Here is a 25,589-nt window from a genome sequence, read left to right on the forward strand (position 1 = left end):
ACGTAACTATGGCGACTGTTGGTTTATTTTTTGGTAGCGATACCGGCAACACTGAAGCTGTTGCACAGATGATCCAAAAAGAATTAGGCAAACACCTAATTGACGTAAAAGACATCGCAAAATCCACCAAGGAAGAAATTGCCGATTATGACTTACTCATTTTTGGCATTCCGACCTGGTACTACGGTGAAGCTCAATGTGATTGGGACGACTTTTTCCCAGAACTCGAAGAGATTGACTTCGAAGGTAAAGTGGTCGCGATTTTTGGTTTGGGCGATCAAGAAGACTATGCTGAATATTTCCTCGACGCCATGGGTATGATCCGTGATATCGTCGAAGCCCGTGGCGGCATTATTATCGGGAATTGGCCAACTGACAGCTACCATTTCGAAGAATCGAAAGGCATGGCCGATGCCAACCACTTTGTTGGCCTCGGTATTGATGAAGATCGTCAGCCTGAACTGACGAAAGAGCGCGTTGAGCAATGGTGCGCTCAGTTGCGCGACGAAATGGGCCTTGACGAACTCGGTTAATCCCCTATTGCCACTGAAAAATAACGAAGAACGCCCGTTTTTACGGGCGTTCTTCGTTTCACTTCGAGAATAAAGCGGCTTTTATTTCATTCCCTTAGCAGTTGTGGCTATAATCGAGAACGGTACAGAAACAATGAGGATTGATAATGAGTAATGCTGATGTTCAACTCAAGAAAGCAGGGTTAAAGGTCACGTCACCACGGATTAAAATTCTGGAGGTAATGAAAAACCCCGCGCACCAGCATGTCAGCGCCGAAGAGGTGTTTAAGATTCTCCTTGAGCAAGGTGATGAAGTTGGCTTAGCAACTGTGTATCGCGTACTCAACCAATTTGATGACGCCGGAATTGTCACCCGCCACCACTTTGAAGGCGGTCGTTCGGTTTTTGAGCTGAGTGCCAAAGACCATCATGACCACCTAGTCTGTCTCGATTGTGGTCGAGTCATCGAGTTTGAAGATGATGTCATTGAAAAACGTCAACTGGCAGTCGCCAAAGATAACGGTTTGACGTTAACGAACCACAGCCTGTATTTGTACGGCGAATGCAAAAACGCCGACACCTGTGCGCACAACCGCGATGATGCTGAACATACGCGGATTGATGTTTAAGCTGAATAATTTGTAAAAACAGGCCGCCAAGGCCTGTTTTAATTTGTAAGGTAACGTTTATGCAGTGGATGATTTATGGTGCCTACGGGTACACCGGCGAACTGATCGCGAAAGAAGCCATCAGTCACCAACAAAAACCAATTTTGGCTGGACGAAATAGTGCGAAAGTTACCGAACTCGCCAATTCGCTCGGCTTCGAAGCACGTGGCTTCGCGTTAGAGAGCGTCAGTCAAGTGGCCAAACAACTCCAAGACATCGACCTTGTGGTGCATTGTGCTGGACCGTTCGAGCTTACAGCGGAAGTGATGATGAAGGCATGTATTGCCAGCAAGACTCATTACTTGGATATCACCGGCGAACTGGAAGTGTTCGAACTTGCCGCGCGCTTGAATCAGCAAGCACTCGAAGCTGGCGTCGTACTCTGCCCTGGTGTTGGCTTTGACGTCATTCCAACCGATTGTGTTGCCGCTCAATTAAAGCAACAACTGCCCGACGCGACGCACTTACGTCTAGGTTTTGATTCACGTTCACGGATGAGTCGTGGCACCGCAAAAACCAGTGTTCGCCGTATCGGTGAAGGTGGTGCAGTGCGAAAAAATGGCAAGATTATCAATGTGCCATTAGCCTACAAAGCGGAGAAAATCGATTTTGGTGGTGGTGAGAAACTCGCGATGACGATTCCTTGGGGGGATGTTTCGACCGCCTATTACAGCACCGGGATCGGCAATATCGAAGTGTTTATTCCGGCTCATCCTAAATTAGTCAGCCGCATGCGGCGGATGAATTGGTTCCGCTGGTTATTCCGTACCGAAATGATGAAAAATTGGTTGATGAAGAAAATTGACAGTCAACCTGCCGGTCCGAAAGACGAAGAGCGCGAGAAATATTACACCTGGGTGTGGGGCGAAGCCAAGAATGATCAAGGCGACATCGTTACTATACGTAAACAAGTGCTCAATGGTTATACCCTGACAGCACAAGGCGCGGTCACCATGGCAATGCATGTTTTAGCTAACCCACCTGCTGGTGGCTTTTATACACCATCGAAGTTGTATGGCGCGGATTTGGTTGAGAAGTTCTTGTATTCGGCGTAATACGCTGGTCAGTGCATGGGTTTAGTGGTCGGTAAACCACTCATTCTTGCCGAGACTTACTGCATGAAAAAACGCGAACTGCTCACCCAGTTCGCGTTTTTGTTTGGTCTCCAACTAAGCTTACCAGCCGTGCTTAGACAGCCGTGCTTAGCAGCAGCACTTAATCATCGCCGCTAATTTTCGCCCAGCTATCGCGTAAGCCAACGGTGCGATTAAACACCAGCTTCTCCGCTGTGGAATCGCGATTATCTAAACAAAAATAACCCGTTCGCTCGAACTGGAAACCCTGCTCTGGCTGAGCTTGAGCAAGTGACGGTTCAACATAACCATGCGCCACCAGCAACGACTCTGGATTCAAGGCTTCCTCTAAGGTTTCTGCTGCACCCGGGTTAGGTATGCTAAACAAACGATCATACAAACGAATTTCCGCTGGTATCGCATGTGCCGCAGATACCCAGTGAATCACGCCTTTGACCTTACGACCATCCGCTGGATCTTTGCCGAGCGTATCTGCATCATAGGTACAGTAAATCGTGGTAATTTCACCGTTCGCGTCTTTCTCAACACGCTCCGCTTTAATCACGTAGGCATTGCGTAAACGCACTTCTTTACCCAGCACTAAACGTTTGAACTTCTTGTTCGCTTCTTCGCGGAAGTCTTCCCGTTCGATATACACTTCACCACTGAATGGCACGTCGCGCTGACCGAGCTCTTCGCGGTTCGGATGATTCGGCGCTTGCAACATTTCACTACTGCCCGCAGGGTAATTCTCAATCACGACTTTCACTGGATCTAAAACCGCCATCGCCCGCGGTGCGTTTTCGTTCAAATCATCGCGGATACAGGCTTCTAAAATACCCATTTCCACCATGTTATCCATTTTCGTCACACCGATGCGGTGAGCAAACTCGCGAATTGACGCCGGTGTATATCCACGGCGGCGCAAGCCGGCAATCGTCGGCATGCGTGGGTCGTCCCAACCACTCACGTGATTCTCAGTCACTAACAGGTTCAGTTTGCGCTTACTCATCACGGTATATTCGAGGTTTAAACGCGAAAACTCGATTTGCTGTGGGTGGCATGGAATTGAAATGTTATCGAGTACCCAGTCATACAACCGACGGTTGTCTTGGAACTCCAAGGTACACAATGAATGGGTAATGTTTTCCAGCGCATCGGAAATACAATGGGTGAAATCATACATGGGATACACGCACCACTTGTCACCGGTTTGGTGGTGCTGAACGTGCCGAATCCGATAAATCACAGGATCACGCATACACATAAACGGTGAGCTCATGTCGATCTTCGCGCGCAATGAGCAATGCCCTTCCGGATACTCACCCGCCGTCATCTTCGCGAACTCCGCTAGGTTGACGTCAACCGGCGTATCGCGGTACGGACTATTTTTACCCGGCTCTTTCAACGTACCGCGTAGTTCACGAATCACTTCTTGAGCAGAAAAGTCGACGTAGGCCAAACCTTTCTCAATCAGTTCGATGGCGAAACCATGCAAAGCATCAAAGTAATCCGAAGAGTAGCGCACTTTACCTTGCCATTCGTAGCCTAACCAACGCACATCAGACTTAATTGCGCTGACGTACTCCATGCTTTCTTTCAGCGGGTTGGTGTCGTCAAAGCGCAAGTTGCACGTTCCTTGGTAATCTTCAGCGATACCAAAATTTAAAACGATCGACTTGGCATGACCGATATGCAAATAGCCATTCGGCTCCGGTGGGAAACGCGTATGCACCTGCGAGTGCTTACCTGAAGCTAAGTCTTGATCAATAATTTTGCGAATAAAATTCGTCGGACGCGAGGCACTTTCGGCCATTCAGGATTCTCCGTTACTACCATGCTTGTTATCGGCAACTGGGGACAATAACTCACCGCAGTTGCACATGCAAAGAAGCGCTGCACTCATCCATGCAACGCGTCGAAAAAACTTGGGTGCTATGATCGCAATATTATGCGCTGCTTACAAGCCGAAAAAGCGAAGATATCGTCGCATTTGTTGTTGAGCCTCAGCAAGAAGGATCGGTTGGAAGCGAACTTTCGCTCCCGGCGCACATTGAGCGAGGTTAAAACCGTCGAGTGGCAGGATGTTACCCAGTTTCGGATAACCTCCCAGTGTTTGCCGATCTTCTAACATAATAATAGGTTGTCCATCCGGCGGCACTTGAATGGCCCCATAACTGACACCCTCCGACAAGAATTTACCTTCTGGTGCTTCAATAGCAGCACCCTGCAGGCGTGCACCTTGGCGGTTGCTGTCGCTCGACAAGGTAAATTCCTGTTGCCAGAAGGTCTGCCACGCTGCTTTGCTAAAGTAATGCTGCTGGTAGCCTGGAATCACATGAAGCACCACGTTTTGGCTCCACTGCGGCAAGTAATTTTGCGGAATCTGTCGACTTAATGGCTCGTGCTGCAAATGTCCACAGGGTAGTTCATCACCCGCTTGCAACGGCCTGCCATCACCTGCGACGCCACCTAACTGGTCACGCATGACCGTCGCCCGACTCCCGAGTACCAACGGCGTTTGAAAACCACCGCTCACCGCTAAATAGGCACGGAAACCATAGCGCGGCGTGGAGAACTTCAAGCGGTCACCTTGGCGCACCCAAAAACTCCGCCAAGGCACTTGCGGGACATCATTCACGGTCAAATTAAGATCGCCACCGGTAATCGCCACCATGGTTTGCGTGCGTGATTCAAGCTCTAAACCGCCGGCGGTAATCTCAATGACTGCCGCGTCAACTGGATTATCGAGCAAACGATTGGCCCAATACGCTGAGTTTGCATCGAGTGGTCCGCCACGAGTGACACCAAGGTGCTGAAAGCCTAAGCGCCCAGTATCTTGAATGAGACTGAGAATGCCGCCTTTGATGACACGAAACCCGGTCATGACGATGCTCCTTGTTCGACAATCGCCTGATAGGTGGCTAAATCGATTGCTTTGAATTGGATTCGATCGCCCACTTGCACCGCGGTCATTGGCTGCCGTTGCGGATCAAACCATTGCACTGGACTGCGACCAATGATGTTCCAACCACCGGGCGAATCTTGCGGATAAACCGCAGATTGCTGCTCGGCAATGCCGACACTACCCGCAGCAATGTGTGTGCGCGGTGCATCTAGTCGAGGTACGCTGAGCGACTCTGGTAACGAGCCCAAATAAGCGAATCCGGGCGCAAATCCAAGTGCATACACTTGCAACTGCTGGCCGGTATGCGCGGCGACGACTTGCTCGGCGGATAACCCAGTGATGGTCATAACCCGTTCAAGATCCGGAGCTAATGACGGATCATAGCAAACCTGAACCTCGACCAATTTACCTGGCGCATTGGCGTCCTCTGCAGACCACGGGCTACACAGCCAAGGGACTTCTGCAATCAAGTTTTCCATGGCGATTTGTAAATCGTAGGGACGTACCGCCCGCGGCTCGTAATAGACCAACAGGCTTGCATAAGCGGGGACGACCTCGCTGACGACACTGCCTAGCGAGTCTAAAATACGTTGCCGAATGGTGGCTAAATAGCTCGGCAAACAAGCGTCAATCTCATGACCAAACTCGATCAATAAAGCATCAACGCCGGCATAACAAAATTCGGCATTCGGTTGCTTAAATTCTGGATCTTCGACAGAGTTGACCGTATTGGTCATAGGGCGACTACTCCTTTACTAAAAACCGTGGATAGCGTGGTGGCGAATTAAGCGGTTAATGCCGCCCGAATTGCGCGTACAGCGGCCAGTGCCTGCGGTGTGTCACCATGAACACACAAGGTATCAATATGCAGCGCTAATGGTTCGCCGTTCTGACTGCTGACCGTTCCAGCAGCGAGCTGCAATGCTTGGGCTACCATAGCATCTAAATCACTCAAGACAGCTCCGACTTGGTTGCGCGGAACGAGATTTGCGTCCACTTGGTAGGCGCGATCAGCAAACCCCTCAAACCACAATTGAATACCAAATTCAGCAGCGGTAACCCGCCATGGCTCAGGATCAAAACGCGCTGGTAGCACCAAAGGCAATGTCGGGTCATAGGCCTGAACTGCGGCTAAAATAGCGCGAAATGTCGTCTCGTGCTGAATCATGTCATGGTAGAGCGCACCATGCGGCTTGACGTAACGAACTGCGGTTTGATGCCGACGGCAAAAGCCATCAAGCGCACCGATTTGATAGAGCACAGTCGCAGTAATTTCATCCGCGCTTAATGCCATCGAACGGCGGCCAAAGCCGACGAGATCAGGATAAGCTGGGTGCGCCCCAATTTGCACCCCATGAGCCGCCGCCAATGCCACTGTTTTGTCCATGGTGACCGGGTCTGACGCATGAAAACCACAAGCGATATTGGCACAATCGATCAGCGGCATAATGGCGTTATCGTCGCCCATCCGCCACGCCCCAAAACTTTCACCTAAGTCACAATTTAATAGCAGCGGACGACTCATAACTTACTGTCCTTGTTGATACTTCTCAGAAAATCGAAGTTGCATGAGGAAGAGCGCATACACACCAATGCCGACGGTCGCCAGCCACATCGTTGGCCAAGCGAGATACCATAATCGGTGCTCAAAATAGATGGCGATTGTTGCCACAAGGCCAAAAGTGGTTAACGCTGTCGCCGCCCAAGTCCCCCACTGCGCCAGTCGCTGGACGCGATCAAAACGTAAAAGTCCGAGCACAGCACCTAAGATCACCCCCCAAGCAATCGGACTAAAGATTTGATACCAGTTTAATCCGGTTGACTGAATCAGCCTTAACAAGTCCTGTGCATCCGACAATAGAAAAATCAAACCCATAGGCGCGGTCACCAAGGCGATGGTCTTCTGAATTTTTTTATCTTTGCTAACGGGTTGCGGCAGATGTGGTTCTGGTTTGTTTTTGGTGGACATAAAAATCTCATTCGCGATTACCAACAATGGTGAACTATCATGCCAGATACTGCTTGGAAAACAAACCAGACCTTGGTCGAAACGACTGCGAACGTAGGCGTTGAGTAGATAAATTAAACGACAAGGCCAGCAATCGCTGGCCTTGTCGTTTACAGTGTTTGCAAGAACTGCAACATGGTTCGATGCACTTGCTCCGGTCGTTCTAAGTGCGGTGTATGCCCGACCTCTGGCAAGGCCAAAAACTCCACCACCTGAGCATCCGCACGGACACCTTCGGCTTGACTGAAAGGCACGACGTTGTCGTGTTCCCCCCAAATCAACAGCGTCGGCAAGTCATAGGCTCGCGTTTGCCGATAAAAACTCGGGTGATCTTCGGTTGTAAAAGCATAAAATGACGATGTCAACGCACGGGTAAAACCACGAATTTGCATTTGTGCTTCATACGCCGCAATCATGCGTGCGCGGACATGCTCAGGCAAATAATCTGCATCAAGACTCGTTCTTAACGTCGGCACATAGAAGGCCGAGATCATATAGTGCCCCATCCGTTCAGGCATGGGGGGTGGCTGCAAGGGTTGATGCAACGGCGCTAAGAGAATTTGACCGCGTACGCGATCAGGATGATTCGCTGCGCTGCGCATGACCACCGCGCCGCCCATGGATAAACCTGCTAACACCACCGGTTGGTCGATATGTAAGGCATCGAGTAAATCAATCAGTTGACGTTCAAATACTTCACCGGTAAACATCACCCGCGGCCGTTCCGAGTAACCGCGGCCATACAAGTCATAGGACAATACCCGATAACCCGCTGCCACTAATACATCCGCAGTGTCGCCCCACGCTTCGGCGGGAATGCTAAAACCGTGGACTAAGACGACGACTGGCCCATCTTCAGGACCCTGCAAGTGATAATGGGTGTAACCCTGAGTCAATTGCACCATAGCCCCCGGCGCTTCAGCGCGCACGGCTTCAGTGTAATTACGGTTTTCGGCGAAGTTTTGGCGGTGACTAACAAAAACAAAAATTAGGATCGCAATCAACAACAGAATGAGTGCGACAGCAAACCATTTTAGAATCTTCATGAACTCAGTCTCATCGGCGGCAGCACTAGTCTGCCAAGGTGATCATACCTTGCATATAATCGGCGACTTCGCCGTGCAACTCAACCCGTTCGTGCTGATCGCCGGTGATTCGGCAGCGCACTAAACCGCCTCGGCGAGATAGCTGCTGGGCGTCGAATTCGCTGCGTTGCCCTTGCCCACGTTCAAACCAATAGGGCGCTAACTCGCAATGAGCAGAGCCAGTCACCGGATCCTCATTGACGCGCAATTTTGGGAAAAAGCAGCGGCTGACAAAATCACAATCGTCTCCGGGCGCGGTGACGACCACGCCACGACCGTCGAGTAAACTTAATTGCGCAAAATCCGGCGTTACTGCCCGCACATCCGCAGCGTCGTTTAGTTCGACAATATAATCATAGGCACTGGCGACTGCGACCGGCGAAACACCTAAAGCAGCTGCGAAAAAACCGAGCAGTGATTCGCCAGCTTCGCCATCGATAGCGACTGGATAGGAGGCCGGAAAATCCATGATCAGGCCGCTTCCCGTATCCGGTTTACGGACAATCAGTTCACCACTGCGGGTAAAGAAATGGAGGCTTGGCTGGTCATAGCCTAAATGTCGGTACAGTACATGGGCTGCCGCTAACGTGGCGTGCCCACACAAATCAACTTCTGTTTCTGGGGTAAACCAACGGAGTCGAAAACCTGCCCCTTCGGGCACAAAAAATGCAGTTTCCGACAGATTATTTTCCTCTGCAATCGCTTGCAGTACGTCGTCGCTCGGCCATGAACTCAGCGGACAAACGGCTGCCGGATTGCCGGCAAATGGACGATCACTGAATGAGTCTACCTGATACAGTTTGATTTGCATGTTCTATCCCATTTTCATCACCACTTTGAGTGGCAAACGTTTCATCAAAAAGGCAATGAAGCGCCATGGCCAACCCGGTACAAACGCAACCGCTTTTTCTTTGTCAATGGCATTCACCATACTGCGTACACCCGGTACGGTATCACACATAAACGGCGTATTCTTGACCTTTTCGTTGATTTCCGAGCGAATAAAGCCCGGTAAAATGCAACTCACTGCAATGGGCAAGCCACTCCGAATCATGTCCGCACGGATACCTTCGGTGAGGTTGAGCAAGGCAGCTTTCGTTGCTGCATAGGTGGTCATCGCCCGCGGCATTCCTCGCAATGCACTAATCGAGGCGATGGTCACTAAGTGACCATGGTTTTGCTCACGGAAAATTTCCAGTGCGGCTTCACATTGAGCAAGCGCCGCAACGAAATTGGTTTCTGCGGTCATCTTATTGTATTTAAATAATCCGGTACCCAATGAACCGCCTTTGCCCATCCCGGCATTGACGATGACGCGGTCAATACTGCCGAAGGTTTGCCGAAAATCTTGAAAGACCGAGAACACCGCATCATGGTCATTCACATCCAGTGCCTTAAGGACGACGTTCACCTCGGGGTGCGCCGCTTCAATTTCACTTTTCAGGCTTTCTAAGCGCTCAGTGCGACGGGCGCACAAACCTAAATCATGCCCTTTGGCTGCAAATTGACGGGCCATTTCCGCGCCAAGTCCTGAACTAGCGCCGGTAATAATAATTGTTTTTCTCATGATAGTTTCCGTTCAATCCACGCTAAAGCTAAATGTAAGTCAGTAAATGTCTGTACTTACCAAGAAAGTGTTGCTGCTCATTTAAGCTTAACAACTCGGGTTGCGCTTGCCCGTCTGCAGCGGTCAAGAAACGCGTCATGCCACCATTGACGAGGCGCTGGTTCAAGGTCAGCATGGCTTCATGCGGCAACGCGAGACTGGCCATAACGGATAACGCAATCGGTCCCCCAGAGGTCAAGACGAGAATAGTCTGGCGACCCTGCAACTGCGTCTGAGTTGACTGCCAAGCGCGCGTCACCCGTTCACTAAACCCTAACCAAGTTTCTTGATAATCTTGGTCATGCTGCCCACGCTGCCAGCGCAGCACGGCCTCGCGGAAAATCTGCATAATTTTTTGCTTTTCCGCCGGCGACTGGGTATTCAGTGGTTTCGGGTTCGCAAACCACGCTCGCAGATCAGCTTGGTCCTTGGCATAGGCACGAATGACCGCACGATGATCGAACTCATTCCAATCCGCCACGACGTCCACCTCAGGGCGCGCGCCATAACCGCGCAAAAACGCCTCGACGCTTTGTTCATGACGTGCTAAATCACCACGGATAATGAGGTCGATCGGCTCTTCACGCTGGGCTAAATGGCGGCCGACATGTTCAAGTTGCTCGCCGCCTAAGGGCGACAATTGGTCATAGTTTTCTTGCCCAAATGACGCTTGTCCATGACGCACTAACGAGACAAAACCGCGTTCTGCTGTCATATCTGCCGCCTCCCTTGTCGCATGAGTTTGCGGCAGCGACGATGAAGATAATGCACCACGAACCAAAAATTCTTAAATGCGGGGTTACGGGTCTGCTTATGGTAATAGCGATAATAGATTTGTTGTGCAATCACGGACAGACGGAATAAGCCAAAGACTTGATAGAAGGTCATATCGACGTCGTTCAAGTCCATCTTGTTACAGTAGTAATCGATGACTTCCTGACGCGTAAGCATACCGGGTAAATGCGACGGTTGTCGGCGTGTCGCTTTCGCCACTCGGTCATCGTCCGCTTGCACCCAATACGCTAATAAATTACCCAATTCGACTAAAGGGTCACCAATCGTCGCCAGTTCCCAATCGAGTACCGCAAGAATTTCGGTCGGATCCTGTGGATCCAAAATCAAGTTATCAAAGCGAAAATCATTATGTGTCAAACATAAACGCTCTTCTTTCGGCAGGTTCGCGCGCAACCAGCGCATGATTTTCTTACCGCTCGGTACGTTCCACGTTTTCGCCTTTTCATAACGCCCGCACCAGCCTTCCACTTGCCGTTTCACATAGCCTTCGCCCTTACCGATAGCGTCTAAACCGGCATGTTGGTAGTCCACTTGGTGTAAAGCAATCAGCTGGTCCAGCATATTCGTGCACAAGGTACGCACTTGTTCCGGACTTAAGTCGACCGCCTTCGGCAAGTTTTTACGTGGAATAATGCCGCGAATCCGCTCCATCACATAAAAATCAGTGCCAATCAGACTGGTGTCACTGCAGTAACCAAACATGGTCGGTACTTTGCTAAAATGAGGCTTCAACATGAGCTGCAAGTCATGCTCGCGCTGCATATTGTGCGCAGATTTCGCTTTCGTCCCTGCCGGCGGACGACGCAAGATCAAATCCGCATTGGCGTATTCTAGGCGATAGGTCCAGTTTGACGCGCCACCGGGAAACTGGGTAACGCTGGGCTCACCGTCAATGTCGGGACGCTTCTGCTTGATCCAACGGTCAACGGCGGCGATATCAAATTGTTCCTGCTCGCGAACCACAACACCTTGGTCAATTATTTTGCTACTCATACCTTGTCCTGTCGATATTTCTTCAGTTCTTGGCGTAAGACCATTGCTTGATGCACCTCATCAGGGCCATCGGCAAGACGCAACGCGCGAGCCATGGCATAAAATCCAGTCAACAGGTGGTCATGGCTCAAGCCACCACCACCGTGGATCTGGATGGCGTCATCGACCACATTCTGCAACAGCGTTGGTATCACCGCTTTAATGCCGGCAATTTCGCTCATTGCCGCTTTGACGCCGTGGTTATCAATCACTTGTGCAGTATACATGGTATACAAGCGCGCCTGATCAATGGCCATCCGGTGTTTCGCCACTTTCGTCCCATTCTCACCGAGCTTTAAAAGAGGTTGCCCGAATGCGACGCGACTCATGCCGCGTCTGATCATGAGTTCCAATGCCCGTTCGGCCGCGCCCAAGGCACGCATACAGTGATGCACACGCCCCGGACCTAAACGCCCTTGCGCGATCGCAAAACCAGCGCCTAAGCGACCTATCACATTCGCATTCGGCACCCGCACTTGGTTCAAGGTCAACTCGCCATGACCATAAGGTGCATCATAGTCTCCAAACACTGGTAGCATCCGCTCAATCGTCACCCCCGGTGCATCCAGCGGCACCAATACCATACTGTGGCGCTGATATTTGTCCGCAGCCGGGTCAGTTAAGCCCATGATAATGGCAACTTTTGCATGCGGATGTCCAAGCCCGGTCGACCACCATTTCGTGCCATGAATAACCACTTCATCGCCATCAGCGACAATGGTCGTTTCCATATTGGTTGCGTCCGACGAAGCGACCTGCGGTTCGGTCATGCCAAACACCGAACGAATTTCACCGCGCAAGAGAGGCTCTAACCACTGCTTTTTTTGCGCCTCGGTACCGAAATGGTAAAGCACTTCCATATTACCCGTGTCCGGCGCGTTACAGTTAAAAATCTCCGGTGCAATTAAACTGCGACCCATTTGCTCGGCGAGCGGCGCGTACTCCGAGGTCGACAACCCTTTGCCGAGTCGCGCGTCGGGTAAAAATAGGTTCCAGAGCCCTTCTTGCCGAGCCAGCTCTTTCAGTTCTTCCACTTTTGCATGGACTTGCCATTGGGTCCAATCACTGTGACCTTGGCGACTGACATAATCACGCAGAATCTCAGTTTCATGAGGAAGTACGTGTTCCTGCATAAAGGACTTCACGCGGGCGAGGTACTGTTGTGCATTCGGGTTCAAGCCAAACATATTCGACTCCTTGGCAGCTGTGCCAATCGCAAACGATAAAAACAACTCGCCTCATGCTAATAACTCCACTAAGATGAATAAAGTGAAATTTACTAAGGCACTAACATGAATGAAATTCACTTTCGTCTGGATTTAAATCTCTTGCGCGTATTGGTTTCCATTGCTCGCGAAGGCCAATTGAATCGTGCGGCGGCAGCGTTGAATATTACACCGTCGGCAGTGAGTCATGCCCTCAAACGATTACGCGACCACTTCCAAGACCCGCTGTTTGAGCGTGATCGTCAGCGCATGCGACCGACCGCATTGTGCGAAAAAATGCTTCCAGAGATGCAAGATCTACTGGCACGTATGAGTCACCTTCTCGAGCGTAGCCAAGAATTTCAACCGGGACAGACCCAGCGTACCTTTCGGATTGGCTTGCCAGAAGCGGTTGAGGCAGAGTTGTTTCCGCAACTGTATCGCCAGCTGATAGCCATTGCGCCGCACTGTCGAATTGAAAGTATCGCCATTCCTCATGCGCAGTTGCCGGATTACCTCCTGCATCGCCAAGCGGATGTCGCGATTGATGTCGCGCTACCGCTGCGCAGCCCAATTCAACAGCGACCGTTGTCACAAGAGTCTTTTGTGGTGATTCGCCGCGAGCGCGACAAGCAGCGACTGACCCGCGAAGATTATTTGACCGCGCGCCATATTGCCGTCTCGTCGCGGGCGCGTGGAACGGTTTTGGAGGATTACTTGTTACGCGAGCTCGGGGTCGAGCGCAACTTAGTTGTGCGCGTGCAAAGCTATCAAACTGCCGGCAACCTTGCCGCCAATAGTGACGCGCTGCTGACCTTACCAGAAACCATTGCCGACCGTCTGGTCACGCAATTCCCGTTGCGGAAATGGCCGGTACCACTGCCGATTGCCAGTACCCGACTGCAAGTGTATTGGCATGATGCCCACCGTGCCGATCCGGGCACGCAATGGCTACTCGAGCAGATATCGAAACGATAAAAAATGCCGCGGCTTCAAGGAAGACCGCGGCATGCACACACACAACAAAGATGAAACGGATTAATTAATGATGATGACCACTTTCACTTAGAAATCCGTGCCAGCTCACCGCAGCAGGCGCAAACTCTAATGCAATCCGCTCTTCAACGACACCGTCGTGTAAATCAAAAATAATCACTTCTTGTGCCAGAGGATCGGTAATGAACGCATCATGACTGGTCGCACTAAAGGCAATCGCTGGTGCTTGACTGCCGACACTATCGAGTACTTTGACGACGCTTTGAATCTCATAATGGTCGGCACGGAAGCGCACCACGGTTAAATGACCCGTATCATCTAAAATGGCAAATCGATTGCCACTATAATTAAAACCAGCGGCACGGATTTGCGACTCTGCATTGTCCTCACCGCGCCAATCAATGTGGTGCATATCACCGTCATCAAGGTGCAACCAATACAGTTCCTGGCCGGCACGACCGACAAAGTTCTGCGTGTTATCGTGAGCATACAAGGTGCCAATGCGGCTACCCGCGGCTTCAATTTGCTCCGAGTTGGCTAATTTATGGGCGGCAAAACCACTTTCATTCTCGGTCACAACCAACACGCCGTCAGCACAGCCAAACGTTACATACACACTCGTCGTTGCACTACCATGTAAACTTGGGCATGGCTCTTGAAAACGTTGCACAAAATCAAAATGGTCGCTATGACGCTCATAGACTTCGACAAAATCAGGGAGGACGCCTTCGACATCAACACTACGATAACTGACAAACAAGTCATTGCCACGGATCTCTGCGGCACCATGCTGATTACGAGCTAAGTGTAGGTCCGCAAGAATCCGACCTTCACTCAAACTGTGATCACTCAACGCGGCTACCTTTGCTGCAACACCCGGTACGCCATCAAAAAAGACTGCGCCACGTGTTTCAAACCAGTCATAGTGTGTCGGCAATTCGCCGTAAAGTTTAAAGTCCAACAAGCTCGGTTCGTGTTCATGATGATGATCATGATCACCATGGGCTTCGGTCTCCAAACCAGAATCGATAAAGCTAACGACGCCATCGGCACGTTCGATTGCTACGGCATAGCGATATCCTGGGCTTGAGTAAATGCGGGCAGCTGGATTATTCAAGTGAAAATCAGCAATGATTGCTTCGTCATGTAAATCTAAGACGTAAGCATGGTCATCGTCGAACGATGTCATCACCAGCCGACCTGAGCGATCATGATCGTGGCCATGATCATGATCGTGATCATCGCCGCCACCATGGCTCGGTGGGTTAACGAGTGTAACCTCGAGGCTTTCCCCACACGCGGAAAGTGCCATCGCCGTTGCCACTGCGAGTACTGAAACTTTTAAAGAAGAAGATAGTTTTACTGTCATGGTCAGATCGATCCGTAGTTGCCGTTGTTTATTGATTTGAGTGTTATGTTATACTATTACATAAAAGATAACAAACACAACTAATCGCACGTCTGCAGTCATTTATCTCAGTTTCGCCTCGGTAAAAAAAAGCCGCGACTTCTGCAAGTCACGGCATTTGATTTGGGGAAATTGCGGATTAATCAGCTAAGCTGCCCACACACATCCGGCACTCACCAGCTTGCGCAGGGGCTGAGGCCTCGACGTAGCGCATTTTATGCCGTGCAGCACCACGATTGCTGGACACCTGAAAAACCCGGTCACGTGTCGGTTTAGGAGCTGTCGTTGTCTGAGTCTTGGTTTTGTCATGAAGTGTCATAATGGCCTCCGTGTGTACAATGTTTATATATTAGAATATTCTAATTTATTTTGCAAACAACACATTTAGTTACACTTTCTCAACAAAATAACTATACCAAAGGGTTCACCTCAACTATGCTCTAGGCAAGAGTCATTTAACTGAAGGAATGCACGTATGTTTGCTAGATTCGTAATGTTCACTCTGCTTTATTGTTCGCCAGTGTTATTTATGAGCAATGTCGCCAATGCCTCATCCACTAACGCATCGGAACCTCTGTTAGAAAACAGCGAACAACTCTGCTCGGACGGCTCCTGCCGCCCTCATATCATGATGCTCCATCGGCAAGCTCGGTGGGGGGATCTCCAGTCCGCGGCCATTGTTGCCATGCTCTATATTACCGGTGACGGCGTCAAGCAAGACATCGACTATGGCGTTCGCTTGATGACTCGCGCGGCGAAATATAACAGTCCAATCGCTATTAATGCATTAGCGACCTGGTACCGACAAGGCACCTACGTCGAGCAAGACGACGAACAAGCAGATTATTATTTGCAGCGGGGAGTCGACATTGGTTATGCACCCGCCGAATATCAAATGGCCTTGCGCCTGTATCTAGAAAACACCTCAGACAGTATCGCTGAAGCCAACGCACTACTCACCAAAGCCGCTCGCGCAGGTTCCGCTCCAGCGATGTTTCTACTCGCACGTTTAAAGCTCAATGGCGAGTTAATCGATTATGATTTAGAAGGTGCAACCGCACTTTTGCAACGTTTAAGTATGAATGGGCACCAAGAAGCGCGGGCGTTATCGCGTCAATTGGTGGCCGAACTCGAACGTGAAGCAAAAATTGCCGAACAGCAAGTCGAAGTCGATCCTCGTCTCGAAGAACTTGCCGACGCCTTGCAAGGTTCGTTGACCATGGAGCGGATTCAAATCGTCGGCACCAATCACTGGGGACGCACCGAATCGGCGCTTTCCAACGTTGCCTTTCAACGTGATGCCTTTTTTAATCGCGGCGGTATGTTTCGAATTCGTTCGCAAGAATGTGACTTTGCCACCAACTGCGCGACATCTCGACCTGAATCACGCCACAGTAGTCTCTTTGACGTGCTGTCGAACCCTTAACCTCCCCACTCAAGCAGGAGGAGTCCTCATGGCCTCCGTCCTCTCACACCACCGGGCATACAGTTCCGAACCACGGCAGTTCATACGTTACCTTTGACCTGATGGTAGCTATCCACCGGCGATATCAATGTCCTTATTGTAGATTTTTATAATTTAACGAGCCGGTTGACGTTACAAGCTGTTACAAATTTGTCCAATACAAAACTACACCTTTTGGTCTTTTTCTTCTATTTTAAAACAACAACATTTCAACAAGAGTCCAGTATATGAATACGTGGAACATAAAAATCATTCTTGCATTCGGTTTATCTGCTTCTCTGCTTGCTATGACGCCAGAGCAAGCGCTGGCGACAGAAGCCAGCGAACAAGACCAACACGCTTCCGAGCGACTCTGCGCTGACGGCTCGTGTCGCCCGCACATTATGATGCTGCACCGCCAGGCACGCTATGCGGATTTCACGTCCATGTCGATTCTGGCCATGATCTATGTGACCGGCGATGGTGTCGAACAAGATATTGACCGTGGCATTGGTTTCATGAAACAGGCGGCTCGCGGCGGTAATCCAATGGCGAATTTTACGCTTTCGACTTGGTATCGACATGGTAAATTTGTTGAGCAAGACACGGCTCTTGCGGATCGCTATTTGCAACACGGCGTCGATCACCAGTACGCTCCGGCTCAATACCAAAAAGCCTTACAACTGTATATGGAAGAAACGGAAGCGAGTACCGCGACTGCCAATCAGCTCCTTGAAGCTGCCGCAAGCCGCGGCTCAGCACCTGCTATGTTCTTGTTGGCGCGACTGAAGTTAAATGGCCAACTATTTGACTATGACCTCGAAGGTGCAACGCGGTTATTACGCCGCTTAAGTGTCAATGGTCACACCGAAGCGCGCGCTCTGTCACGGCAGCTGATCGCTGATCTTCAACAACAAGCTCGCGCTGACGAACAAACCCGAAATGATGAACTGGCCAACACCGATTTAGAAATTGCCAAACAGCTACAAGAGGCGCTCGATATTGAACGGATCAGCGTCGTAGGAACACCGCTATTTGGTCGCACAGAATCAGCCATCGCCAACGTGACGTTCCAGCGTGACGCGTTATTCGAGCGAGGTAGCATGTTTCGAATTCGCTCACAGCAGTGCGATTTTGGCACCAATTGCGCATCGGTGAGACCGAGTGGCCGCCATAGCGACCTCTTCGACCTGCTCAACGATCCCGAGAATTAATCTATCGAGAAAGTCGCTCGTTTTGGGCGGCTTTTATTCACATTTCCCAAGCAACTGGCGGATTGCCATTGTTGAGCATCTTCGCGAAGACTCTGTAATCATCTTCACTGCCATCACACCGGACACAAAAAAAGCGCCCGAAGGCGCTTTTTAATTCGCAAAAATAAGAGCTTACCAGCCCGTTTTCTCGCGCAGTGCTGCACCGATATCGGCTAGGCTGCGAACGGTTTTTACACCAGCAGCTTCAAGTGCAGCAAATTTCTCATCAGCAGTACCTTTACCACCAGAGATAATTGCACCGGCGTGGCCCATGCGCTTACCCGGAGGCGCAGTGACACCTGCGATGTAAGAAACAACTGGCTTGGTCACATTGTGTTTAATGTACTCAGCTGCTTCCTCTTCTGCGGTTCCGCCGATTTCACCGATCATGACGATCGCTTCAGTTTTCGGATCTTTCTCGAACATCTCGAGGATATCGATGAAGTTAGAACCAGGGATTGGGTCACCACCGATACCAACACAGGTCGACTGACCGAAACCTTCGTCAGTGGTTTGCTTCACTGCTTCGTACGTCAACGTACCTGAGCGAGAAACGATACCTACTTTACCTGGCTTGTGGATGTGACCTGGCATGATACCGATCTTACATTCACCTGGCGTGATCACACCTGGGCAGTTTGGACCGATCATGCGCACGCCTTTGTGCGTCAGGTATTCTTTCACATAAAGCATATCCAAGGTTGGAATGCCTTCAGTGATACAGATAATCAACTCGATACCTGCGTCAGCCGCTTCGATAATCGAGTCTTTACAGAAAGGTGCAGGTACATAAATCACTGACGCAGTTGCGCCGGTTTCTGCAACCGCTTCTTTTACGGTGTTGAATACGGGTAAACCTAAGTGCGTTTGACCGCCTTTACCTGGTGTTACACCACCGACCATTTTCGTGCCATAAGCAATCGCTTGCTCAGAGTGGAAAGTACCCTGACCACCAGTAAAACCTTGGCAAATAACTTTGGTGTTTTTATCGATCAAGATAGACATTATTGACCTCCGGCTGCTGCAGCAACAACTTTCTGAGCTGCATCTGTCAGACTGGTAGCGGCTTCAATGTTCAAACCACTTTCGGCAAGTTTCTGCGTACCTAGCTCGGCATTGTTACCTTCAAGGCGAACAACAACCGGGACTTTAACGCCCACTTCTTCAACTGCACCAATAATCCCTTCCGCGATCATGTCACAACGGACGATACCACCGAAGATGTTGACGAATACGGCTTTCACGTTGTCGTCAGACAAAATGATTTTGAACGCTTCAGAAACACGTTCTTTGGTCGCGCCGCCACCAACGTCAAGGAAGTTTGCTGGCTCGCCGCCGCTCAACTTCACGATGTCCATGGTACCCATGGCAAGGCCTGCACCGTTGACCATACAACCGATGTTACCGTCAAGGGCAACGTAGTTCAGCTCGAATTTCGCTGCGTGAGCTTCACGCGCGTCTTCTTGTGAAGGATCGTGCATTTCTTTGATTTTCGGCTGACGATACATCGCGTTGCTGTCGATGTTGATCTTACCGTCGAGACAATGCAAATTGCCTTCGTCAGTAATAACTAATGGGTTGATTTCTAACAGTGCGAAATCGTACTGCTCGAACATCTTCGCCAAACCTAAGAAGATTTTTGTGAATTGCTTCACTTGCTCTGGGTTTAAGCCCAGTTGGAAAGCCAAGTCACGACCTTGGAAAGGCTGTGGGCCTACCGTTGGATCGATAATCGCTTTCAGAATTTTTTCCGGAGTTTCTTCCGCAACTTTCTCGATTTCAACACCACCTTCAGTCGAGGCCATGAAAACGATTTTACGGGTAGCACGGTCAACTACTGCGCCAAGATAGAGCTCTTTATCGATATCGGTGCAGCTTTCTACCAGAATTTTTGCAACTGGCTGGCCATTGGCGTCAGTTTGATAAGTGACTAAGTTTTTACCAACCCAGTTCTCAGCAAATGCACGTACTTCATCAAGGCTGCTTACCAGCTTCACACCGCCCGCTTTACCGCGGCCACCAGCGTGTACCTGACATTTAACAACCCACTTGTCGCCACCAATTTTCTTGGCCGCTTCGACAGCTTCTTCAGGCGTGTCGACTGCAAAGCCTTCAGAGACTGGCAGTCCAAACTCTCTGAACAGCTGTTTTGCTTGATACTCATGCAAATTCATGATGCTTATTCCGTTTGTTCATTCAAAACGAAAGCAGCCGAGGCTGCTTACCCGATTTTCGCGCGGAATTATACGTTTTTCCCGCCCAAAATAATAGCGGCAGTCGGAAATAAGACTGCCGCTCGAGTGCTATTAGATATCCAGCAGGAGACGCTGAGGATCTTCAAGCAGGTTCTTCACGGTGACCAAGAAGCCAACCGACTCTTTGCCATCAATGATGCGGTGGTCGTAAGACAACGCTAAATACATCATCGGCAGGATTTCAACCTTACCGTCCACCGCCATTGGCCGGTCTTGGATTTTATGCATACCCAAGATTGCGCTTTGTGGTGGGTTCAGGATTGGCGTTGACAACAATGAACCAAAGACGCCGCCGTTGGTAATTGTGAAGTTACCACCTTGCATTTCGTCCATGGTCAATTTGCCATCACGACCTTTAATCGCTAACTCTTTGATACCGTTTTCGATTTCAGCCAAGCTTAGCTTGTCGCAATCGCGCAGAACTGGCGTGACCAATCCACGTGGAGTCGACACCGCGATGCTGACATCGAAGTAGTTGTGATAAACGATATCGTCGCCGTCGATCGACGCGTTCACTTCTGGGAAGCGTTTCAGCGCTTCAACCACAGCTTTCACGTAAAACGACATGAAGCCTAAACGAATACCGTGACGGTCTTCGAACTCTTTCTGATAGGTCTTGCGCAAGTCCATGATCGGCTTCATGTTCACTTCGTTGAACGTCGTTAACATGGCCGTTGAATTCTTCGCTTCCAACAAACGCTTAGCGATGGTCTTCCGCAGACGCGTCATTGGTACACGCTTCTGTGTCCGATCGCCGCTCACAGCAGGCTGGCTGCTTGACTTGCTTTCAGACTTGCTCTCAGATTTCGCTTCTTTCTTATCACCAGCAGATTTCACGTGTTTCTCCACGTCTTCCTTGGTGATACGGCCGTCTTTACCCGTGCCTTTAACATCGCTTGCGCTCAAGTCATGCTCGGCTAATAAACGACGAACCGACGGACTCACCGCGTCAGCGTCTTTGTCAGACTCACTGTCGCTGCTGTCGTCTTTGCTTGAATCGCTCGACGCTTTAGCCGCTGAACCGCTGCCGCCCTTGGTAATTTTACCAATGAGCTCTTTCGCACCGACGTTTGCGCCTTCGTCATGAATAATTTCAGCCAACACGCCATCTGCTTCCGCAACGACTTCGAGAACCACTTTGTCGGTTTCGATATCGACTAGGTTTTGGTCACGGCTAACTTTATCACCCGCTTTCACGTGCCAGGTTGCAATCGTCGCTTCAGAAACTGACTCTGGTAACTCTGGTACTTTCACTTCGATGGTTTCACCAGAAGCTTCGTCGCTAGAGTCTTCACCAGTGTCTTCGCTAGAGTCGTCAGCTTTCGCTTCTGCTTTGTCTTCAGACTTCTCTGCTTTCTTCTCAGACTTTTCTTCTTTGTCGTCTGACTTCGCAGCGCCGCCTTCTTCAATGCTACCAATGACTTCTTTGCTCTTCACGGTCGCGCCTTCTTCTGCGTTGATTTTACCAACCACGCCATCAGCTTCAGCTACGACTTCCAGAACAACTTTATCCGTTTCAATATCTACCAGGTTTTGGTCACGGCTCACTTTATCGCCTTCTTTGACGTGCCAAGTTGCGATAGTGCCATCCGCTACGGATTCCGGTAATTCAGGTACTTTAATTTCAATCGCCATGTTTTCTCTCACCTGTTAAATACTTAACGCTTCGTTAACGAGTTTCTGCTGCTGTTCTTTATGCACCGCCGCATACCCTACGGCCGGCGATGAAGATGCAGCGCGGCCTGCATAACTCAGTTTCGCACCGTCTGGGATTGCGGCCCAGAAATGATGCTGACTGCAGTACCATGCGCCTTGGTTCTGTGGTTCTTCCTGACACCAGACGAAGTCTTTCACGTGCTGATAATCTTTCAGAATTTCTGCCATTTCTTCGTGCGGGAATGGGTAGAGTTGCTCGATTCGAATAATGGCAACATCTTCCTTTTCGGCCTCGCGACGAGCGGCAAGTAAATCGAAGTATACTTTACCACTACAGAACACCACGCGTTTCACTTTTTTCGGATTGATCTTATCGATTTCTCCGATGACGTTATGGAATTTACCTTCTGCCAATTCTTCTAATGAAGAGACGGCATCGGGGTGACGCAACAATGATTTCGGTGTCATTACAATCAACGGCCGGCGCACCGGGCGCAATTGTTGACGACGAATCATATTAAACACCTGCGCAGGTGTGGTCGGTACGCACACTGACCAGTTATGATCCGCTGACATCTGCAAGAAGCGTTCGAGTCGCGCCGAGCTATGCTCGGGGCCCTGACCTTCGTAGCCATGCGGTAATAACATGGTTAGGCCACACAAACGTCCCCATTTCTGTTCGCCAGAACTTAAGAACTGATCGATGACGACCTGAGCACCATTGGCAAAATCACCAAACTGCGCTTCCCACAATACCAATGCATTCGGCTCTGCCGTTGCATAGCCATACTCGAACGCTAAAACAGCTTCTTCTGACAAGACTGAGTCGTAAATTTCGATCGGTGCTTGCTTGTCATCAATCGCCGTCAGCGGCATAAACGTCGCTGCGTCTTTTTGATTGTGTAATACCGCATGACGGTGGAAGAAGGTACCACGGCCACAATCCTGACCGGTCATGCGCACCCGGTAACCATGTTTCACTAACGAAGCGTAGGCTAAAATTTCGGCCATACCCCAGTCTAACTTGCGGTCGCCGTTCGCCATCTTCACGCGTTCTTCGTACACTTTATTCACGCGCGAATTGAGTTTGAAGCCGCTTGGTACGTGACTGACTTTCTCACCGAGGTCTTTTAGCTCTGCCAAGGTAATCGACGAGTCATACTCAACGTTCCAGTCTTTATCCACAAACGGCGACCAGTCGACCGAATGATTTTTCATTGGCCGCCACTCGTCAACCACGCAATCGCCTTTGTCGAGCGCATCACGATAGTCGCTGACCAGCTTCTGCACCGCATCTTCGTCAACCACACCGGCGTCAATCAAACGTTTCGCGTAGATGTCACGCGGCACTGGGTGCTTCTTAATTTTTTGGTACATCAGCGGTTGAGTTGCATTCGGCTCGTCTGCTTCGTTGTGGCCGTGACGACGGTAACAAACCAGATCAATCACCACGTCACGCTTAAACGTGTTGCGATAATCAACGGCCAGTTGCGCAACGAACAATACTGCTTCTGGATCGTCCGCGTTGACGTGGAAAATCGGTGCCTGCACCATTTTCGCGATGTCCGTACAGTACTGAGTTGAACGCGCGTCTTCACGTTTTGACGTGGTGAAACCAACTTGGTTGTTGACGACGATCCGGATGCTACCGCCAACTTGGTAAGCGCGGGTTTTTGACAGGTTAAAGGTTTCTTGGACGACCCCCTGCCCGGCGATTGCTGAGTCACCGTGAATGGTAATTGGCAGTGCTTGTGAACCGTCTTTGCAACCACGACGATCCATCCGTGCACGAACAGAACCCATCACCACTGGATTAACAATCTCAAGGTGCGACGGGTTGAATGCCAATGCAAGGTGGACATTACCGCCGTCGGTTTCAAAGTCCGATGAGAAGCCCATATGGTACTTCACATCACCTGCTTTGTCGGTGGTGTTCTTACCGGCGAATTCGTCAAATAATTGTTGTGGATGTTTGCCGAGCACGTTGATCAATAAGTTCAAGCGGCCCCGGTGCGCCATACCAATCACGACTTCTTTTGCGCCTTGTGCACCAGCGCGACGAATCAGAGATTTCACCAATGGCACTAATGCGTCACCGCCTTCCAGCGAGAAGCGTTTCGCGCCTGGGAATTTGGTGCCTAGGTATTTTTCTAAGCCGTCCGCTGCAACGAGCTCTTTCAAAATTTTCTGGCGATCTTCCTCAGAAAACTTCGGTTGGCCTAGTTGCGATTCTAAGCGTTGCTGAATCCAGCGTTTTTCTTCGGTATCCACAATGTGCATGTACTCGGCACCAATTGGGCCGCAGTAGATGCTTTCCAGCGCGTTGTGAATGTCTTTCAGTTTCGCGGTTTCTTTGCCGATCACCAATGAGCCAACATTGAACTCAGTGTTCATGTCGTCTTTGGTAAGGCCATGAAATTCCGGGTTTAGATCCGGCACATTTTCCTGCTTCCACAACCCAAGTGGATCGAGGTTAGCGTGCTGGTGACCACGGAAGCGATAGGCGTTGATCAGTTGTAGTACTCGTACCTGCTTTTCAGCAAGCTCCGAGTTTAAAGAGCCAGAGCCTGACTGCTTTAATTTATTCTTCGCGGCTTCGCGAAATTGATCACGAATTTCACTGTGCTTAACTTCCATCGCGGTGCCGTCAGTTGGCAGGCTGTCAAACAGCTCGCGCCACTCATTTGGGACTGCGCTCGGGTCATCAAGATACAGTTCGAACAGCTCTTCGATATAAGCTGCGTTACCTCCAGAAAACTGGGAGGACTCAATCCAGGCTTGCATTGCGCCTTCTTGCATTGCTTTTCCTTTCACTGGTTTGGACTGCGAAAAACAGCAGATACGCGTTAAAACCACAACCGCTTCAACTTACAGCGATCTTTTTAAAAAAATAGCCATCCGTAGCGGGATGGCTATTTGTACAACGTTACCACTACTATATCAGAACCCGTTCCGTTTCGCTAAACAGCGCGGGCTAATAGCATGGATTTGATGTGTCCAATAGCCTTTGTCGGGTTCAATCCTTTCGGACAAACGTTGACACAGTTCATAATACCGTGACAACGGAACACGCTAAATGCATCGTCGAGCTCATCGAGGCGTTCTTCGGTTGCGGTGTCACGGCTATCGATTAAGAACCGATAGGCATGTAACAGACCCGCAGGGCCAACGAACTTGTCTGGGTTCCACCAGAACGACGGGCATGAGGTTGAACAACATGCACATAAAATACACTCGTACAGACCATCAAGTTTAGCACGCTCTTCTGGGCTCTGCAGACGCTCGCGCGCCGGTGGCGTTTTGTCGTCGTTAATCAGGAACGGCTTGATCCGCTCATACTGCTTGTAGAACGCAGTCATGTCGACAATGAGGTCACGCACAACCGGTAGCCCAGGTAATGGGCGAACCACAATTTTGCTACCTTTCAGAGATGACAACGGAGTGATACACGCCAAACCGTTCTTACCGTTCATGTTCAAACCGTCTGAACCACACACACCTTCACGGCATGAGCGACGGAACGATAAGCTTGGATCTTTCTCTTTCAACAATAACAGTGCGTCAAGCACCATCATGTCGCGGCCTTCTTCAACTTCCAGCTCGTAATCCTGCATCCGTGGCTTGGTATCCACGTCTGGGTTGTAACGATAGATGGAAAACTTCAACTTCTTCATCGTTAGCCCTC

The 25,589-nt window shown here is 50.2% G+C and carries 23 protein-coding genes; 6 read left to right on the forward strand and 17 right to left on the reverse strand.

Going from position 1 to position 25,589, the window contains the following annotated elements; genetic code table 11:
• Nucleotides 1-8 precede the first annotated feature (8 nt).
• The 3 genes from fldA (at nt 9) to LAT77_RS08900 (ending at nt 2,235) form a co-directional block, all read left to right on the forward strand.
• Entirely contained in the window at nt 9-533 is a 525-nt protein-coding gene (fldA, locus tag LAT77_RS08890; protein ID WP_290564209.1) for a flavodoxin FldA, read from the forward strand.
• Between the two features lie 146 nt (nt 534-679).
• Nucleotides 680-1,141 (forward strand): ferric iron uptake transcriptional regulator, encoded by a 462-nt coding sequence (gene fur, locus LAT77_RS08895; protein WP_290564210.1) that lies wholly within the window; start codon nt 680-682, stop codon nt 1,139-1,141.
• 59 nt (nt 1,142-1,200) lie between these two features.
• Nucleotides 1,201-2,235, forward strand: coding sequence for a saccharopine dehydrogenase NADP-binding domain-containing protein (locus tag LAT77_RS08900; RefSeq protein ID WP_290564211.1), 1,035 nt, complete (start codon nt 1,201-1,203; stop codon nt 2,233-2,235).
• A 160-nt stretch (nt 2,236-2,395) separates the two neighbouring features.
• Here the strand turns inward: LAT77_RS08900 and glnS are convergent, their stop codons facing one another.
• From glnS to LAT77_RS08955, 11 genes are all read right to left on the reverse strand, one after another.
• Complete coding sequence (gene glnS, locus LAT77_RS08905) at nt 2,396-4,069, reverse strand: glutamine--tRNA ligase (protein ID WP_290564212.1); 1,674 nt, start codon at nt 4,067-4,069, stop codon at nt 2,396-2,398.
• Between the two features lie 144 nt (nt 4,070-4,213).
• Nucleotides 4,214-5,140: a biotin-dependent carboxyltransferase family protein gene (locus LAT77_RS08910; RefSeq protein ID WP_290564213.1), complete on the reverse strand. Its 927-nt coding sequence runs from the start codon at nt 5,138-5,140 to the stop codon at nt 4,214-4,216.
• On the reverse strand, nt 5,137-5,898 hold the full coding sequence (gene pxpB, locus LAT77_RS08915; RefSeq protein WP_290564214.1) for a 5-oxoprolinase subunit PxpB: 762 nt from the start codon (nt 5,896-5,898) through the stop codon (nt 5,137-5,139). The genes LAT77_RS08910 and pxpB overlap by 4 nt, the downstream gene beginning before the upstream one ends.
• Nucleotides 5,899-5,945: 47 nt before the next feature.
• On the reverse strand, nt 5,946-6,686 hold the full coding sequence (locus tag LAT77_RS08920) for a 5-oxoprolinase subunit PxpA (protein ID WP_290564215.1): 741 nt from the start codon (nt 6,684-6,686) through the stop codon (nt 5,946-5,948).
• Between the two features lie 3 nt (nt 6,687-6,689).
• Entirely contained in the window at nt 6,690-7,130 is a 441-nt protein-coding gene (locus LAT77_RS08925; protein WP_290564216.1) for a hypothetical protein, read from the reverse strand.
• Nucleotides 7,131-7,279: 149 nt separating this feature from the next.
• Nucleotides 7,280-8,215 carry an alpha/beta fold hydrolase gene (locus LAT77_RS08930; RefSeq protein ID WP_290564217.1) on the reverse strand — a complete coding sequence of 312 codons (936 nt, stop codon included), beginning with the start codon at nt 8,213-8,215 and terminating at the stop codon, nt 7,280-7,282.
• A gap of 25 nt (nt 8,216-8,240) precedes the next feature.
• Nucleotides 8,241-9,065, reverse strand: a complete 825-nt coding sequence (locus tag LAT77_RS08935) for a PhzF family phenazine biosynthesis protein (protein ID WP_290564218.1) — start codon at nt 9,063-9,065, stop codon at nt 8,241-8,243.
• A 3-nt stretch (nt 9,066-9,068) separates the two neighbouring features.
• The gene (locus LAT77_RS08940) at nt 9,069-9,821 is read right to left on the reverse strand and encodes an SDR family oxidoreductase (protein WP_290564219.1); all 753 of its coding nucleotides are present in this window, start codon (nt 9,819-9,821) and stop codon (nt 9,069-9,071) included.
• A 28-nt stretch (nt 9,822-9,849) separates the two neighbouring features.
• Complete coding sequence (locus LAT77_RS08945) at nt 9,850-10,575, reverse strand: histidine phosphatase family protein (protein ID WP_290564220.1); 726 nt, start codon at nt 10,573-10,575, stop codon at nt 9,850-9,852.
• Nucleotides 10,572-11,648 carry a phosphotransferase family protein gene (locus LAT77_RS08950; RefSeq protein WP_290564221.1) on the reverse strand — a complete coding sequence of 359 codons (1,077 nt, stop codon included), beginning with the start codon at nt 11,646-11,648 and terminating at the stop codon, nt 10,572-10,574. Before LAT77_RS08950 ends, LAT77_RS08945 begins: the two co-directional genes overlap by 4 nt.
• Nucleotides 11,645-12,874, reverse strand: a complete 1,230-nt coding sequence (locus tag LAT77_RS08955; protein ID WP_290564222.1) for an acyl-CoA dehydrogenase family protein — start codon at nt 12,872-12,874, stop codon at nt 11,645-11,647. The genes LAT77_RS08950 and LAT77_RS08955 overlap by 4 nt, the downstream gene beginning before the upstream one ends.
• 105 nt (nt 12,875-12,979) lie before the next feature.
• Between LAT77_RS08955 and LAT77_RS08960 the strand changes: the two genes are divergently transcribed.
• Nucleotides 12,980-13,870: a LysR family transcriptional regulator gene (locus tag LAT77_RS08960; RefSeq protein ID WP_290564223.1), complete on the forward strand. Its 891-nt coding sequence runs from the start codon at nt 12,980-12,982 to the stop codon at nt 13,868-13,870.
• A gap of 64 nt (nt 13,871-13,934) precedes the next feature.
• On the opposite strand, the gene LAT77_RS08965 is transcribed toward LAT77_RS08960, so the two are convergent.
• Nucleotides 13,935-15,257, reverse strand: a complete 1,323-nt coding sequence (locus LAT77_RS08965) for a hypothetical protein (RefSeq protein ID WP_290564224.1) — start codon at nt 15,255-15,257, stop codon at nt 13,935-13,937.
• 514 nt (nt 15,258-15,771) lie between these two features.
• Here LAT77_RS08965 and LAT77_RS08970 point away from each other — a divergent pair.
• A complete protein-coding gene (locus LAT77_RS08970) occupies nt 15,772-16,722 on the forward strand; it encodes a tetratricopeptide repeat protein (RefSeq protein ID WP_290564225.1) in 951 nt (316 codons plus the stop codon).
• A gap of 266 nt (nt 16,723-16,988) precedes the next feature.
• Nucleotides 16,989-17,954, forward strand: a complete 966-nt coding sequence (locus LAT77_RS08975; RefSeq protein ID WP_290564226.1) for a tetratricopeptide repeat protein — start codon at nt 16,989-16,991, stop codon at nt 17,952-17,954.
• A gap of 171 nt (nt 17,955-18,125) precedes the next feature.
• Here LAT77_RS08975 and sucD read toward each other — a convergent pair whose 3' ends face one another.
• From sucD to LAT77_RS09000, 5 genes are all read right to left on the reverse strand, one after another.
• Nucleotides 18,126-18,998, reverse strand: coding sequence for a succinate--CoA ligase subunit alpha (sucD, locus tag LAT77_RS08980; protein WP_290564227.1), 873 nt, complete (start codon nt 18,996-18,998; stop codon nt 18,126-18,128).
• Nucleotides 18,998-20,167 (reverse strand): ADP-forming succinate--CoA ligase subunit beta, encoded by a 1,170-nt coding sequence (gene sucC, locus LAT77_RS08985; protein WP_290564228.1) that lies wholly within the window; start codon nt 20,165-20,167, stop codon nt 18,998-19,000. Before sucC ends, sucD begins: the two co-directional genes overlap by 1 nt.
• A gap of 132 nt (nt 20,168-20,299) precedes the next feature.
• Nucleotides 20,300-21,883 (reverse strand): 2-oxoglutarate dehydrogenase complex dihydrolipoyllysine-residue succinyltransferase, encoded by a 1,584-nt coding sequence (odhB, locus tag LAT77_RS08990; protein WP_290564229.1) that lies wholly within the window; start codon nt 21,881-21,883, stop codon nt 20,300-20,302.
• Between the two features lie 15 nt (nt 21,884-21,898).
• Nucleotides 21,899-24,703, reverse strand: coding sequence for a 2-oxoglutarate dehydrogenase E1 component (locus LAT77_RS08995; RefSeq protein WP_290564230.1), 2,805 nt, complete (start codon nt 24,701-24,703; stop codon nt 21,899-21,901).
• Between the two features lie 161 nt (nt 24,704-24,864).
• On the reverse strand, nt 24,865-25,578 hold the full coding sequence (locus tag LAT77_RS09000; RefSeq protein WP_290564231.1) for a succinate dehydrogenase iron-sulfur subunit: 714 nt from the start codon (nt 25,576-25,578) through the stop codon (nt 24,865-24,867).
• Between the last annotated feature and the right edge of the window lie 11 nt (nt 25,579-25,589).

Source organism: Aliidiomarina sp., from assembly GCF_022565475.1.
Classification (GTDB): Bacteria; Pseudomonadota; Gammaproteobacteria; order Enterobacterales; family Alteromonadaceae; genus Aliidiomarina.